Below are 13,538 nucleotides of genomic sequence, written 5' to 3'. Positions count from 1 at the left end.
ATTAAAAATTTGTAAGCCATAGCAATTAAAAGAAGATTTAACAGAAATCGTCCGCCCCAGAGAGAGGACAAGAACCCGCACAGAACCAATCGGGACATCCGAGTGCCGGAGGTTCGTCTGGTAGGCGACAACGTAGAAACCGGGGTATACCCCACTAGGGAAGCACTGTCTAAAGCCGAAGAACTAGAACTAGATCTGGTGGAAATTTCGCCTAAAGCAGTCCCCCCTGTCTGTAAGATCATGGACTACAAGAAGTTCCTCTACGAACAAAAGAAGAGGGAAAAAGTTTTAAAGGCAAAGGCTGCCAAGATTGTAGTCAAAGAAATACGTTTCGGCCCGCAAACCGACGAACACGACTACGAGTTTAAAAAGAAGCACGGCGAGAAATTCCTCAAAGACGGAGCCAAACTAAAGGCTTATGTCTTTTTTAAAGGACGCTCTATAGTGTACAAAGATCAGGGAGAGATATTGCTGCTCCGCTTGGCTCAGGATTTGGAAGAGTACGGAAAAGTAGAACAGATGCCAAAGTTGGAAGGTAAGCGAATGACTATGTTTATCGCTCCCAAGAAAGTTAAGAAATAAGCGAAGTAATCATAATAATTAGGAAATTATGCCTAAAATGAAAACCAAATCCAGTGCTAAGAAGCGTTTTAAGCTTACAGGTTCTGGTAAAATTAAGAGAAAGCACGCTTTTAAAAGTCACATTCTGACTAAAAAGAGTAAAAAGCGTAAGCTCGCGTTAACGCACAGTACCTTGGTACACGACAACGACGTTAACAGCATTAAAGAACAATTGCGTCTTAAGTAATTAAGCGCTTGTTCCGGTTTTATAGTATTGTACAACCCTGGAGTCAGGCCAATTATTAAAGAATTCACCATTGCGAATTTATCGTTTTTAAGTGTGAATCGCCTGCTACAAAAAACAAAAGATTATGCCAAGATCAGTAAATTCAGTAGCCTCAAGAGCCCGCAGAAAAAAAATTATGAAGCAGGCAAAAGGCTACTACGGAAGACGTAAAAACGTTTGGACTGTTGCCAAGAATGCGGTTGAAAAAGCTATGCTCTATGCATACAGAGACCGCAGGAACAAAAAGAGAACATTTAGAGCACTTTGGATTACCCGTATCAATGCAGGTGCCAGATTGCACGGACTCTCCTACTCCCAGTTTATGGGTAAGCTCAAAGCCAATGATATCGAGCTAAACCGAAAGGTACTCGCGGACCTGGCTATGAACCACCCAGAGGCTTTCAAGGCTGTTGTAGACAAAGTAAAGTAAACGTTATTAACAAGATATATTTCGCTTATTTAATCCGGTCTTGAAAAAGGCCGGATTTTTTTTGCCTTCTACACTAATCCTCTCCCATCACCAACTCACCATCCCCCGGTATTGTGAGTACATTTACACTCACCTATTCCCTGAAAAATATCCACTCCCAGTGTAATCATATGCGTTCCGCCATTGTAGCTCATTATCGAATTAAGAGCCACCTGATAAGAATAGGCCGCATAAAAATTGCTTATTTTAACCCCTGCCATAGGTCCGATATTGAGCGGATTCAACAGCTGATCGTTCAGAAAGCGATACGAAATACCCGCCCAGTAATAGTCCTCAAAATCGTATTTCCGAAATTTGATACTGAGGTCGGTACTCGATCGACCGTCGTGTTCAAAGAGCTGAAAATAAAGTGAAGGTTCTATTTCAAACTCACTTCTCTTGTGCTTTCTAAAGCGATACCCGGTATACACAGAGTAATTTCTATAAATTCCCGAACTCATTACAGTAAACTGGTCCGTAGGCTTGTTTAAGAGATTAGCGACATTGAAGCTCAGGTAAAATTTCCTGTAGCGATACAGCACACCTATATCAAAATTGTGATTGTTTACCAGATGATCGCCATGAATACCAGGATCGGAAGGATCGAATTCTGAAACATCAATCTTAAACTGGTTGAAATTATAAGAGAGGGAAAACGACAGAAAATGGTTCTCATAGGTATCGAGAGTGAGGTGATGAGCATAAGAAAGTCGCCCTCCATACTGGCGAGTATAACCGTTTTTGTCGTTAAAGAACATAATTCCAACTCCCGATCGCATTCCCAACCGCACATCCCCTGCCAGCGACTGTGTGGCCGGAGCATCTTCTATGCCCACCCACTGTGCAACGCCATTGGCTCTTAGTTTGATATATTCCCCCATCCCGGCATAGGCAGGTGATATCAGGAACTCACTGTCCCCCAGATATTGGGTATATACCGGAAGTGAGAGCTCTTGGGCATAAAATTTCGCCGTGCAAAAAATAGCGAGTAAACCTAATCTTATTTTCATCGGCTTCCTTTTTGGAATACAAAGGTTTTTCATCTCCTGATAGCTGCACTCCTTTCAATATTGTTCCTACCTCCTTTCACAATTTATCTATACAGTGTGAAGTGGCCTACAAATTCTCTGTTATCTTTCTCATTGTTCAGTTTTAGGGTATACCAGTAATCGCCTGTAGGCAGGAGACTACCCTTGTAAACCCCATCCCATCCCGCACCCGGAGGGAGTTTTACGAGCTCTCTTCCATAGCGGTCGTATATAATGACCTTCATGCCGGGGTATGCTTCGATATTCTTTATCGTCCAACTGTCTTGATATCCATCGCCATTAGGTGTAAACACCTTCGGAATCTCTATATCCACAAAATCCATCGCTATAGTTGAAGAGAGTGTACAACCCTTGGCATCAGTTACAGATACCGTATAATTTGCAGACTGATATATGCGGTAAGTATTCACTTCTCCCAAACTATTCCCATTCACCTCATAGCGATAAGTTCCCCTACCTCCGGAAGCCACAGCTGTAATTTCGTTCAGTTCGTTCACTTCAAGACGGAGCTCTAGTGGCGCTATATCCTCTATTATAAACGACACTCCCTGTACACATCCGTTGGCATGGGTAACCTCTATCACATGCTCTCCCGAACCGAGGTTTGAATAGCTGTTTCCCATTTGTAAAGGTGCCCCATCCAGGCTGTACATCACCTGTCCTGACACTTCGGGATTTACTTCTACAACAACCCTATTCGACGTATATGCACCTTCACATTCATAGCTGATATCCACTACAGGCATTATATTCACCGGATTGGCAAGTGGAATTTCGTATGCGTACTCACAACCGACGGCATCTCTGATATAGATTACATTATGCTCTTCTCCCGAAAGTCCGAAAAATTCAAATTGATTATCCACAAAATTATCCTTGTAATTAAGACTGGTAGCATAAGGCGGTGTTCCTCCCGAAATATCAATCAACACTCGGGCATCGCGGTCGCCTACACAGACTTCTTGATCAACATTCTGCTCCTGTAACTGCACACTTATTGCATCGGGCTGGGAGATCTCAACATCCACACTCAGTTCACACTCCCTTTCATCTCTTACTATTACCGTATAAATTCCCGCTTCGAGATTATTGAATACTCCAGAGGTTTGGAACACTCCCTTCCCTGCTATGCCATAACGCAACTCTCCCAAACCACCGCTAGCCTGTACTGTAATACTTCCTGTAGCCTCACCATTGCACAATACATCAGTACGATCTATAAGCCGTATGTCACTCAGAACAGCTGCACCTCCTACCCCGGTTACGGTAATATTCTCCTCCATATCAAAACACAATGAACCTTCTTCCAACTCCTTAAAAACGGTATAAACCCCCGGTTCATCTATCGTAATGGTTCTCGTATTCCCAATCACTTGTCCCGTGTTGTCTTTCCAGGTATAGGCAGAAAAGCCTTCTCCGGCAACGAGTTCCATTTGCAGACATTGTAACACCTCGTCCCTTTCATAAATACAATGAGCCGTGTTGACCAGAAAATTCACCGACTCTTCTCTGCCTATATTACATCCATCCACTCCACTAAAACTGGCATCCTCCTGAACAATTCCGCTCTCCACACCCGTATAGGTGGCAAAAGCCTGGTTCTTTACAATATGAGAACAGGCTGCTGTAAATTTATTACAGTCCGTCGCTACACTTACCGAAATAACAATACTACCTTGTGCTCCCACCTTAAACTCTCCATCGTTATCGGCTATGCTAAACAACAATTCGCCACTTTCCTGATCGTACTGGTAACTAATCCCCTCACTGGTCGACTCCACCTGCACATCCTTATTGACTGTTACCGGAAGCAGGTCTCTTATCGTAAAATCACGAGCGTGGTCGTTTCCGGCATTTTCAAATTCTATGTGATAGTATATTTTAGATCCCATAGCCACCTCCTGGTCGGAAAGATTAGCTCCTGAAGCATCTCGAACCGATGTCATCATTCGTATATCCGGCTCGTAAATCTCTGCACTAAAGGCTACAAAAAAGGGAAAATAAGAGTCTTGATTAGTGGTAAACCTCATCGTGGCTTCAGTTTCATTATTATTGAGGAGGTCTACTGTAGATATAATTTTAGAATCATAACCCAAGGTATTCTCGCTATTGGGAATTCGATCGGTTAACTTCTGACCGTTTTTGGATATTTTGCTGTTAAAATAATTATTTGCAGCACTGACCTCATCGCTAATCCGGAAACTCCCGCGATCGGAATTTAGATAAAAACTATCTCCCGCAGCATTTTGATCCCCTTCGAGTGCAATGGTCATCAAATCTACCCTAACCGGACCGGTAGGATTGGTACTGAACCCTGAAATAGGAACATTGACAGACGGCACGCTAGACTGTACCCAAGAAAACCCATCGAAAGTAGTGATAAAACGAGCCGGAAGCGACTGATCTTCATAGACTACGAAGATGGTCCAGCCCGCTGAGGTACCTGTACCAAAAATAGTACTGGCTCCACTATACTTCCCTTCTGCCGCGTGTACATTGGCTACGGTATACTCTCCTTCTACATTGGGAAGATTTCCTAAAAGATCCGTAATATCGGCATAGCAGGCATAAGGGCTTCTCAATCTCACATTAGATCTATCTGAATCTTTCCCGTCAAAAACCACTTCCTTCGCCGTGATATCTCTGTAGACCGACTCTCCGGGGAGCTTGAGTTTCACTTCTTCTATCGCATGTCTTACACCAGTCTGCTCTTGGTTTTCAAAAGGGTAAATACCAGACCAGTACAGGGCGGCATACTTAATACTATAGCATCCGTCACTATCTACAATAGAAAGTGTAGCACTGCTGGAACTAAAAGTAAACTGGTCATCGTCAATATCGATATAACGCATATCCAGATTGTCGTTGAAGGTAGTACCACTATAAGGAGTTTCGGGAGATGCTCCTCCCTCTACATATCTGTTTAATATACCATTGGCAATCATGGTCATATTTCCCCTTACCTTTTCCTTATATTGCTCATTAAACTGCTTTAGTACCTGAGCCTGAAGCGCGGAAGTCAACAGAAAGGCCACGATAAAAAAGACAGCCCCAAACACAGTATTCTGCTTCATATTTCAACTTTTGTTGTTATCCCCGAATAGATCGGGTTTCTCAGGGGCCGTTTCTCTGGAAATCGGTACTGGGATTTGAAGTATGTGGTCTGCACCTACTTCAAGAGTATTATGTTATTGCTATTCTGCGACTGCTGATTTTAAATATATATCAACTATAATCACAAAAAATCAAATATACACAAATCAAAGACAGGTAGTGCATATAAAAAAACACCTTTCCCATTAAATATGTTGAGAATGTAACCAAATGGAATAAATATCGGTATAGTACGGAATACAGTAAGAAGAAGTAATCTCAAATACAGAGAAATAAGATACAATTTTAGTCCGTAGCTCCTAGACAAGAATGGTTTTCCCTTTGAACAACCTATCGGAAATCTTCCACGGAATAACTCTTTCTATCATAGAATACGTCTTATTCACCAAAAGTAAGGCTTTTTGGTGAATACAGTTGCCAAAAGTAAAAATATCCGAAAGTATCAACACGTATTATTCCTAATAATCTTATTGTGATATCGGAGGTTTCGGATTAAAAAACAACACAAACCCATCAGGTTTTCTGTTTTTTCCTTTTTGCGGCCGGGAAAAGAATATTGTTGAGTATGAGTCGGTATCCCGGAGAGTTTGGGTGCAGTTCGAGTTCGGTTTTAGGGTCGCCCACCCTGTGCTGATAGTCTTCCGGATCGTGCCCTCCGTAAAATGTAAAAAAGCCTTTCCCTTTTACACCGTGAATATACCTCGCTTCACCATTGGCCTTATTTTCTCCCAATATCAATACATTCGACTTGATTTCCGTTCGATTAAAACTGGTTGTTTGTCCCATAAACCCTTTTACCAGTGCGGTGTGATTTTGGCATAACATAGTAGGCACCGGATCCCACTTGGCCGAAAACTCCATCAGTGTAAAGTAGTCTACTTCTTTGGCAACCCTCCGCTTTTCCGTCATATCTATAGACGAGAACTCATAGACGTCTGGGTTGCGTTCTAAAGTAAAGCCAGTAAAGGCAAAGGTTTTGTTGTAATCGATCTTCGACTGATAGTTGGGTGTAGAAGGGTCTCCGTCAAACATAGGCTCACATATATCCACTCCTTCTGCCGAAAGAGCTATATCAAAACTATCGGTAGCCGAGCACATGGCAAACATAAAGCCCCCACCGACCACAAAATCGCGTATCTTAAGTGCTACGGCGAGTTTGGAGTCGGAAACCTTGCTATATCCCAATCGCTTTGCACGTTCTTCTTCTTCCTTTTTTTGTTGAATATACCAAGGAGCCATTTTATAGGCTCTGTAAAACTTTCCGTACTGTCCCGTAAAATCCTCATGGTGTAGATGAAGCCAATCGTACATCGGCAATTTGTCGGCCAGAACTTCTTCGTCATACACTAAGTCGTAGGGTATCTCTGCATAGGTAAGCACCATGGTTACCGCATCGTCCCAAGGCGGATTGTCTTTGGGCGAATAGACCACGATTTTAGGTGCCTTTTCCAACACCACTGCATTCTGATTTTTTGCAGGACTACTTATCTCATTCAGAATATTGACAGCTTCACTGTCGGAAAGCAATTCGTAAGAAACACCTCGTATGGTACATTCTTTTCTCAACTCCTCAGATTCAGGTAGTAGAAAAGCCCCTCCTCTGTAATTGAGCAACCACTGTACTTTGACGTTTTTAGACAGACTCCAATAGGCTATACCATAGGCCTTGAGATGGTCTTTCTGCAAATCGGCATCCATTGGAATAAGCACGTGAGCCGCATAGGCAGAATACATTCCACTGCACAGCAGTACGATGAAAACGCCCTTTTTCAGCCATTGGTCAAAATTCATATTCAAAACTTTTCTCAAAGTTAACGAACTCGTTTAAACTTTTTCCAATGGGTTAATAATCTTTTACCTTACAGTCTATCAGAACGGAACATCATCATCTCCGGGTGCGTCGTTTATCGAACTTCCAAAAGCATCTTCCGCAGAAGGGAAAGCTCCGGGATTAAAGCCATTGTCGTCAGCATCGTTCATTTTGGACTGGAATTCAAAAGGAGAATCGAAATCGTCGAGGTTGTCAAATTTACCGAGATGTCCAATAAACTTCAAGCGGATATTGTCCAGACCACCATTACGGTGCTTGGCTACGATAAATTCTCCCTGCCCTTCGGTTGGCGAACGTTCTTCGTCATCCCATTCATCGATCTTGTAGTATTCAGGTCTATAGATAAACGACACTATATCCGCATCCTGCTCAATAGCTCCTGATTCCCTGAGGTCTGAGAGCAAGGGGCGCTTACTTCCTCCTCTGGTCTCAACGGCTCGCGACAACTGAGAGAGTGCTATCACCGGTACGTTCAGTTCTTTTGCCAATGCCTTGAGGTTACGCGATATAGTTGAAATCTCCTGTTCTCTATTTCCCCCTTTTTGAGAACCTCCAGCAGTCATCAACTGAAGGTAGTCTATAATGATCAACTTGATTCCGTGCTGAGACGCCAGTCTTCTGGCCTTGGCTCGAAGGTCGAAGATCGAAAGCGAAGGGGTATCATCTATAAACAACGGAGCCTTTTCCAGGGCCTTTACCTTTACATTGAGCTGTTCCCACTCGTGTTTTTCCAATTTACCGGTACGCAGCTTTTCAGAAGACAAACCGGTTTCTGAAGATATCAGACGGGTAATGAGTTGTACAGACGACATTTCGAGCGAGAAAAAAGCGACGGGGATGTTGGAATTCACCGAGATATTGCGTGCCATAGATAAAGTGAGTGCCGTTTTTCCCATACCTGGTCGGGCAGCAACGATAATCAGGTCGCTGGGCTGCCAACCCGACGTAAGTTTATCGAGTTTGTCAAAACCGGAAGGAATTCCGCTCAAGCCTTCTTTATTCGATATCTCCTCTATCTTTTTCTTAGCCTGCATAACGAGACTTTGTGCACTCTCAGAGGATTTCTTTATGTTGCCCTGAGTCACCTCGTACAATTTAGCCTCAGCACTGTCGAGCAAGTCGAATACATCGGTAGTCTCGTCGTAGGCTTCTTCTATAATCTCCGCAGAAATCTTGATAAGACTGCGCTGAATAAACTTCTGAAGTATGATTCGAGCGTGAAATTCGATATGCGCTGAAGAAGATACTTTTTGGGTGAGCTGGATAAGGTAATAATCTCCACCGGCGCTCTCGTGTGTTCCGTCCTTTTTTAACTGAGCGGAAACGGTGAGCAGATCTATGGGTTCGGTATTCTCAAACAGTTTGACAATAGCTTCGTAGATCAGTCGGTGTGAATCTCTGTAAAAGGCATCGGGGTGTAACATATCTATCACCTCATCGACCCCCTTCTTGTCGATCATCATTGCACCAAGCACTGCCTCTTCAAGGTCTACAGCTTGAGGAGGTATCCTTCCCTTTTCCAATGGGATAACGTTTGTCTTTCCCGAAAACTCTAATGCTTTCCCTATTTTGATTCCCGATACAGAGCCTGTTTTTTCCATAGATGCGAATGTAAAAAATGCAATTTCAACTCACCCTAAAAAAGGATAATTAATATCACCAGCTAATAAACATTTAAGGTGTTAACAAGTTACAACTTTATGTTCATAACGTAAAAAAAACCGAAGCTCACTACCCCGGTTTATCTGTTTTCTCGGATATTCACCCGAGATGAAAAGTTAATATTTTAAAGTACTCAGTCTTTGTACACTCCCATTCTGGAATATTTGTCCATACGTTCTTCTACCAACTCTTCCGGGCTCAGCTTTTTAAGGTCTTCATAGTTCTCAATAATAGCTTGAGCAACGGTTTTAAAGGTAGTTTCCCTATCTGAATGGGCACCTCCAAGGGGTTCTTTAATGATATCGTCTACGAGGTGTAATTTTTTCATATCCTTAGCCGTGAGTTTTAATGCCTCGGCCGCTTGTTCTTTGTATTCCCAACTACGCCACAGTATAGACGAACAGGATTCTGGCGATATCACCGAATACCAAGTGTTTTCCAACATGAGTACTCTGTCTCCCACACCTATTCCGAGAGCTCCTCCAGAAGCTCCTTCTCCTATAATCACAACTATAACAGGCACTTTGAGGCGAGTCATTTCCAGTATATTTCGGGCAATAGCTTCTCCTTGTCCACGCTCTTCTGCTTCAATTCCGGGATAGGCACCGGGAGTATCTATAAGAGTTACCACCGGCAAACCGAATTTTTCTGCCATTTTCATCAGCCGCAAGGCTTTGCGATAACCTTCGGGATTGGCCATTCCAAAATTTCTGTACTGTCGGGTTTTGGTATTGTATCCCTTCTGCTGACCGATAATCATAAAACTCTGGCCCTCTATCTTACCGAGCCCCCCTATCATCGCTTTGTCGTCTTTTACAGTGCGATCGCCGTGAAGTTCCAAAAAGGTATCTCCACATATCGCCCTGACATAATCGAGGGTGTACGGACGCGAAGGGTGACGCGATAACTGCACCCGCTGCCATGCCGTTAAATTCTTGTATATATCCTTTTTGGTCTGTGCCAGCTTTTTATCTATCTGCTTGCAAGTCTCGGTAACATCCACATCACTCTCTTCTCCAATAACGCGGCATTTGGACAACTGTTCCTCCAACTCTTTGATGGGTAGTTCAAAATCCAGATATTCCATTATCTCTTATATTTTGATTTAATTGAGCCTACAAACTTAAGCATTTTTTTGTGTCTGTTTTACCATTGGTTGCGATTTATAATATCAACACACTCCCATTCCCGGAGAGCCTCCCATATTTTTATCACCTCCCAATCCTTTCCTCTTTTTCACATTATCGCGCTGTTTAAGAATAGCGTTTCCCACTACTGTCGATAAAATAATGATACCTCCTATATAAAAGCCGGAACTCATTTTCTCTGAATCCCCCAACACAAAAAAAGCTAATAATATACCGTAAACAGGCTCCATATTAATAGTGAGCATCACCGTGTACGGACTGAGATGCTTCATCACTTTTACCGACGAAATCACAGCATAGGCCGTACATACAGAAGCCAGAACAAGCAGGTAAATCCAATCTGAAACAGATAAGACAAAGAAATCTCCAGTAAAAATATCACCGGGAAGTACCACCGACAAAAAGAGTACTCCTGCGAGCAATTCGTAAAAAGAGATTACCGAAGGGCGGTACTGTTTTGCAAACTTGCCGTTCAACAATGAGAAGATGGACGACAACAGTGCTGCCAGCAAGGCTAACAATATGCCTTCTACATACGACGATTCTACTCGAAAAATAAGATAGAGACCGAAAATCACCACCAGTCCCAAAGCCATTTCATACCAAATAGGCTTCCTTCGATACCAAATAGGCTCCAGTATGGCTGTAAACAGAGCTCCTGTTGATATGGTAGCTAGAGTCACGGAAACATTAGACCATCTGATGGCTGTAAAAAACAGCACCCAATGTAATGCCAGTACTATTCCGGCCAGTATAAAACCCAGCAATGCCTTTCGAGAAACGCGCCACGAAAGCTTGTTGTATCCCATATACATCCCTACAAAGGCTACTGCTAACAGCATGCGATACCACACCAAAGGTATGGCATCGACGGTAATAAGCGCTCCCAACACGGCCGTAAACCCCCAAATAAAGACTACAAAATGAAGGTGGAGATGGTTTTTCTGATTATCGTTTAGCATTGTTCAGCAGATAAATAGCAAGTACACCAAATATGAGGTTAGGCACAGCAGCAGCAAGAAAGGGCGAAAAGCCCGACTGCTCTGCCATAGTTCCGAATATTCTATCGAAAAAAATGAATATAAATGCCAGGGCAATCCCCAAAGCGAGATTGACTCCCATCCCACCTCGTTTCTTCCTCGAGGATACCGCCACCGCAATAATGGTAAGTATAAAAGCCGAAACCGGCAGACCCCAGCGTTTGTACTTGACCAAAAGGTAGGTGTTGATATTAGACGATCCTTTCTTTTGTTCCTTTTCAATAAAATCGTTGAGCTCAAAAAGATTTTTGGTCTCCGCGATATAAGATACCGGGGTAAGGTCGTCTAGATTAAATTCGAATAAGGTATCCAATCTACTTTCTTTATGCAGTATATCATCTTCAGGACCTATCTCCCGTTTTACATAAGACGACAAGCGGTACACACTGTCATTTTCTACCCACCGTATATTTCTAGCCGACAATTTATAGATAAGCTGCTCACCTTCAAAGTGTTCGAGAGTAAAATTGTACCCTATTTTATTTTTCGGATCAAAACTGCTCACATAAATAAAATCGTTGTCGTTGATCTGATTGTACAAATTGGTGGTCTGTCTGTCTTGTGCTCCTCTTTTGAGATATTTATAATAAAACTCTTTATACCCCTTACTGGCTTCAGGAACGATAAACATTCCCATTACAAAGGCTATCATAGCCACAACAGCTGCCCCTAGCAGATAAGGTCTCAAAAATCGGGTATAGGGAACCCCCGAACTCAGTATAGCCGTAATCTCGGTATTGTTGGCAAGTTTGGAGGTAAACCAAATTATAGACAAAAACAGAAAAATGGGAAACAAGAGATTGGCAAAATAAAAGGTAAAATTGATATAGTATTTTACAATTTCCGCAGTAGGAGCCTCCTGCTCTATCATTTTGCCCACCTTTTCTGAAAGGTCGATCATAATACCTATGGGAATAAACAGCAACAACATTACCGTAAAAGTTCCCAAGTATCTTTTTATGATATACCAGTCTAATATCTTCATGCGAATAAATTCAGTTTAAATCTCCGATACTGACAAGCGCTCATCCCTCATTACAATCGTTCTGTGAGTTTCCTCACCATCACGTTTTTCCAGTTGTTAAAATCTCCTTCCAGAATATGTTTTCTGGCTTCTCTCACAAGCCACAGGTAAAACCCGAGGTTGTGAATGGTCGCGATTTGCTTACCGAGAAATTCATTGGCAGCAAAAAGATGTCTCAAATAAGCTTTAGAATATTGGGCGTCTACAAAAGTAATACCCATTTCGTCTACGGGAGAAAAATCGTCCTCCCATTTCTTGTTTTTGATATTGATAATGCCATTGGCCGTAAACAACATTCCGTTACGAGCATTTCGGGTGGGCATCACACAGTCAAACATATCTACCCCAAGAGCTATATTCTCGAGAATATTGGCCGGTGTCCCCACTCCCATAAGATAACGCGGCTTGTCGGTGGGAAGTATATCGCAGACCACTTCGGTCATAGCGTACATCTCTTCTGCCGGTTCTCCTACCGAAAGACCGCCTATGGCATTGCCCTCGGCACCTGCTTCTGCAATGTATTCTGCCGACTGCCTTCTCAAATCTTTGTATACCGACCCCTGAACAATGGGAAAAAGAGATTGGCTGTAATCGTATTTTTCCGGCACCTTCCCGAGGTGTGCTATACAGCGATCCAGCCAACGGTGAGTCATATGCATAGAGCGTTTGGCATAGTTGTAATCGCAGGGATAGGGCGTACATTCGTCAAACGCCATAATGATATCTCCTCCTATGCTTCGCTGTATCTCCATAGCCCTTTCTGGTGAGAAAAAATGGTAAGAGCCATCGATATGCGACTTAAATTTAACTCCCTCTTCCTTGATCTTCCTATTGGCAGAAAGCGAATACACCTGATACCCACCACTATCGGTCAGTATATTTCTATCCCATCCCATAAACTTGTGTAGTCCTCCGGCTTTTTCAAGAATATCGGTCTGTGGCCTGAGATATAAATGGTAGGTATTCCCGAGAATAATATCTGGATTGATATCTTCCTTCAGTTCGCGCTGGTGCACCCCCTTTACCGATGCCACAGTACCTACGGGCATAAAAATAGGGGTTTCTATCACCCCGTGTGCCGTGGTAATCTTCCCAGCTCTGGCCTTGCTACCAGGATCTTTCGCCAATAACTCAAACTCCATATAAAACAAATTCAATCAGGCGGCAAAGATACAGATTATGCACAAATGAGAAGTCAACTCTTTCTCATTACAACAGATACTTTTTTAGTGACTATTGTCCACTACACTTTTCGCCCACAATTTCAAATAAAATAAAATAAAAACCGGAAAATTATTGTTCAAAGCACTCAATCTAACCTAGAAATCCTTTGAGGGATACTTTTTTAAGGCTA

At 42.7% G+C, this 13,538-nt stretch carries 11 protein-coding genes; 3 read left to right on the top strand and 8 right to left on the bottom strand.

Annotation, left to right across the window (positions count from 1 at the left end; all coding sequences use genetic code 11):
- Positions 1-18 precede the first annotated feature (18 nt).
- From infC to rplT, 3 genes are all read left to right on the top strand, one after another.
- On the top strand, positions 19-582 hold the full coding sequence (infC, locus tag ACYZZR_RS05565) for a translation initiation factor IF-3 (protein ID WP_461533049.1): 564 nt from the start codon (positions 19-21) through the stop codon (positions 580-582).
- A gap of 28 nt (positions 583-610) precedes the next feature.
- Positions 611-808, top strand: coding sequence for a 50S ribosomal protein L35 (gene rpmI / locus ACYZZR_RS05560; protein WP_072315460.1), 198 nt, complete (start codon positions 611-613; stop codon positions 806-808).
- 124 nt (positions 809-932) lie between these two features.
- Positions 933-1,277, top strand: coding sequence for a 50S ribosomal protein L20 (gene rplT, locus ACYZZR_RS05555; protein ID WP_112373110.1), 345 nt, complete (start codon positions 933-935; stop codon positions 1,275-1,277).
- Positions 1,278-1,372: 95 nt separating this feature from the next.
- Here rplT and ACYZZR_RS05550 read toward each other — a convergent pair whose 3' ends face one another.
- From ACYZZR_RS05550 to tgt, 8 genes are all read right to left on the bottom strand, one after another.
- A complete protein-coding gene (locus ACYZZR_RS05550) occupies positions 1,373-2,326 on the bottom strand; it encodes a PorP/SprF family type IX secretion system membrane protein (protein WP_461533006.1) in 954 nt (317 codons plus the stop codon).
- An 83-nt stretch (positions 2,327-2,409) separates the two neighbouring features.
- Positions 2,410-5,439: a T9SS type B sorting domain-containing protein gene (locus ACYZZR_RS05545; protein WP_461533005.1), complete on the bottom strand. Its 3,030-nt coding sequence runs from the start codon at positions 5,437-5,439 to the stop codon at positions 2,410-2,412.
- A 553-nt stretch (positions 5,440-5,992) separates the two neighbouring features.
- Positions 5,993-7,213: an asparagine synthetase B gene (locus ACYZZR_RS05540; protein WP_461533048.1), complete on the bottom strand. Its 1,221-nt coding sequence runs from the start codon at positions 7,211-7,213 to the stop codon at positions 5,993-5,995.
- A 135-nt stretch (positions 7,214-7,348) separates the two neighbouring features.
- The gene (dnaB, locus tag ACYZZR_RS05535; protein ID WP_461533004.1) at positions 7,349-8,911 is read right to left on the bottom strand and encodes a replicative DNA helicase; all 1,563 of its coding nucleotides are present in this window, start codon (positions 8,909-8,911) and stop codon (positions 7,349-7,351) included.
- A gap of 194 nt (positions 8,912-9,105) precedes the next feature.
- Positions 9,106-10,059: an acetyl-CoA carboxylase carboxyltransferase subunit alpha gene (locus ACYZZR_RS05530; protein WP_461533003.1), complete on the bottom strand. Its 954-nt coding sequence runs from the start codon at positions 10,057-10,059 to the stop codon at positions 9,106-9,108.
- Positions 10,060-10,143: 84 nt separating this feature from the next.
- The gene (locus tag ACYZZR_RS05525; protein WP_461533002.1) at positions 10,144-11,082 is read right to left on the bottom strand and encodes a DMT family transporter; all 939 of its coding nucleotides are present in this window, start codon (positions 11,080-11,082) and stop codon (positions 10,144-10,146) included.
- Positions 11,069-12,145 (bottom strand): LptF/LptG family permease, encoded by a 1,077-nt coding sequence (locus ACYZZR_RS05520; protein WP_461533001.1) that lies wholly within the window; start codon positions 12,143-12,145, stop codon positions 11,069-11,071. The genes ACYZZR_RS05525 and ACYZZR_RS05520 overlap by 14 nt, the downstream gene beginning before the upstream one ends.
- A 50-nt stretch (positions 12,146-12,195) precedes the next feature.
- A complete protein-coding gene (gene tgt, locus ACYZZR_RS05515) occupies positions 12,196-13,326 on the bottom strand; it encodes a tRNA guanosine(34) transglycosylase Tgt (RefSeq protein WP_461533000.1) in 1,131 nt (376 codons plus the stop codon).
- Positions 13,327-13,538: the final 212 nt, after the last annotated feature.

Origin of the sequence: Sinomicrobium sp. (assembly GCA_029266035.1) — a bacterium.
Classification (GTDB): Bacteria; Bacteroidota; Bacteroidia; order Flavobacteriales; family Flavobacteriaceae; genus Sinomicrobium.
The sequence above is the reverse complement of the archived record's forward strand: the minus strand, read 5'-3'. Positions and strand labels throughout refer to the sequence as shown.

Coding starts and splice junctions, on each gene's coding strand:
- rpmI (WP_072315460.1), top strand. CDS start 611: ATGCCTAAAATGAAAACCAAATCCAGTGCTAAGAAGCGTTTTAAGCTT.
- rplT (WP_112373110.1), top strand. CDS start 933: ATGCCAAGATCAGTAAATTCAGTAGCCTCAAGAGCCCGCAGAAAAAAA.
- ACYZZR_RS05550 (WP_461533006.1), bottom strand. CDS start 2,326: ATGAAAATAAGATTAGGTTTACTCGCTATTTTTTGCACGGCGAAATTT.
- ACYZZR_RS05545 (WP_461533005.1), bottom strand. CDS start 5,439: ATGAAGCAGAATACTGTGTTTGGGGCTGTCTTTTTTATCGTGGCCTTT.
- ACYZZR_RS05540 (WP_461533048.1), bottom strand. CDS start 7,213: ATGTATTCTGCCTATGCGGCTCACGTGCTTATTCCAATGGATGCCGAT.
- dnaB (WP_461533004.1), bottom strand. CDS start 8,911: ATGGAAAAAACAGGCTCTGTATCGGGAATCAAAATAGGGAAAGCATTA.
- ACYZZR_RS05530 (WP_461533003.1), bottom strand. CDS start 10,059: ATGGAATATCTGGATTTTGAACTACCCATCAAAGAGTTGGAGGAACAG.
- ACYZZR_RS05525 (WP_461533002.1), bottom strand. CDS start 11,082: ATGCTAAACGATAATCAGAAAAACCATCTCCACCTTCATTTTGTAGTC.
- ACYZZR_RS05520 (WP_461533001.1), bottom strand. CDS start 12,145: ATGAAGATATTAGACTGGTATATCATAAAAAGATACTTGGGAACTTTT.
- tgt (WP_461533000.1), bottom strand. CDS start 13,326: ATGGAGTTTGAGTTATTGGCGAAAGATCCTGGTAGCAAGGCCAGAGCT.